This window comes from Myxococcus sp. AM011, from assembly GCF_013372595.1.
GTDB lineage: Bacteria > Myxococcota > Myxococcia > Myxococcales > Myxococcaceae > Myxococcus > Myxococcus eversor.
On the sequence record NZ_JABXEM010000546.1, the window covers coordinates 1 to 1,497 of the forward strand.

1 protein-coding gene and 1 pseudogene are annotated in these 1,497 nt (G+C 71.3%); one reads left to right on the forward strand and one right to left on the reverse strand.

Annotation, left to right across the window (positions count from 1 at the left end; translation table 11 throughout):
- Positions 1–289 (forward strand): rhodanese-like domain-containing protein (locus tag HUW62_RS47205; protein ID WP_176438185.1); only part of this gene is annotated, 289 nt, incomplete at its 5' end.
- A gap of 16 nt (positions 290–305) precedes the next feature.
- On the opposite strand, the pseudogene HUW62_RS47210 reads toward HUW62_RS47205, so the two are convergent.
- Positions 306–1,497 (reverse strand): annotated as a pseudogene (locus HUW62_RS47210) (serine/threonine protein kinase); the annotation flags it as partial.

Here is a 1,497-nt window from a genome sequence, read left to right on the forward strand (position 1 = left end):
CGCGGGTCCCGCCGAGTCCCGCCCCCTCCTGCTGGACGTGCGCTTCCCGCACGAGAACGAGTACGTCGCGCTGCCGGAGTCGGTGCTCATCCCGCTGCCGGAGCTGGACGAGCGCGCCGACGAGTTGGAGGCCCTGCGGGGCAAGCCCGTCGTCGTCTACTGCCACCACGGCGTGCGCAGCCTGGACGGCACGGCCTATCTGCTGTCGAGGGGGCTCCAGGCCGTGTCGCTGCGAGGCGGCATCGACCTGTACTCGCTTCAGGTGGACCCGAGCCTGCCCCGCTACTGAGGCGGGGCGGGCCAGCTCAGAGGAACGCGGACAGGTCCTGCGTCTCCCGGTTGATGCTGTTGGGCTTGATGTCGACCTCGAAGTGGAACGGCTCCTTCAGCGGGCCACCGTCCAGTTCGAGCTTGTTCTTGCCCTCCATCAACTCGATCTTGAGGCCCTTGTTGTTGCCACCCTGGTAGATGCCGACGTCCTGGCCCCTGCGGCGCACGGTGATGCCGCGCACGCTGTCGGGCTTGAGCAGCAGCAGCAGACTCCCCCGGCGGAACTCCTGGGTGAGCACCTTGGCCTGACCCGGCTCGCCGAAGGCCAGCGTGTCCGTGTCCTCCTTGTAGATGCCCTGCTGCTCGTTCTCCAGGATGAGCGTGTCCTGCAGGTGCGCGCCCGACACCAGCGTCAGCGGCGTCATGCCCAGCTCGGTGACGGGCTGCGAGCCGCCACAGCCATTCGCGTGGCGCACGGAGACCTTCACCCGCTCGTTGGCGTTGATGGTGAGAAGCACACCCTGCCCGTCCGACGCGGTGGAGTTGAGCACCGCGAGGATGGGCTTGTGGAAGATGGCCACCACCGCCAGCAACCCAACGATGAAGCCCAGCGTGGCCACGTTGCGCGTCGCGTTTGTACGAAGCTTGCGGCGGGAGTCTTCCGATATCGCCCGGTCGACCTCGTCATGCACCCGCACCGCGGGCGCCGCGGAGAGCGAGGCGCGCGAGCGCGACGGCGGCGGCGCGGGCATCTCCGCGCGACTGGAGGTGCGACGGCGCTGCGGCGGCTCCGGCGCGGACACCTGCGACTGCATCCCCGTGCGACGGCGCGGCGGCGGCGAGGGCTCCGGCGGCGGAAGCATGGTCCGCTCGTCGTCCTCGTCGTCCTCCATGCGCGTGCGCTCGTCCAGATCCATGGACGCGGACGAGCGCGAGCGTGGCGGCGGGGGAGGATCCACGTCCACCACCGGCGCGGCCCGCGTCATGGAGCGGCGCGGCGCCGGCGCCGGCTCTCCAGGGTTGGTGACGGCGCTGCGCAGGTCCGAGCGGGAGCTGGTGCGCGCCACCTGGGTGGCGTTCGCGCTGCTGGGCCGGCGCATCGAGTCGGACGTCGCGGGCCGGCGGCGCGGAGGAACCTCGACGTCGCCCGAGGGAGCGTCCCACTCGCCCGGGTCCTCTTCGATGACGGGCTGCGCGGACGCACCCGTGCGGCGAGGAGGCGGTGGG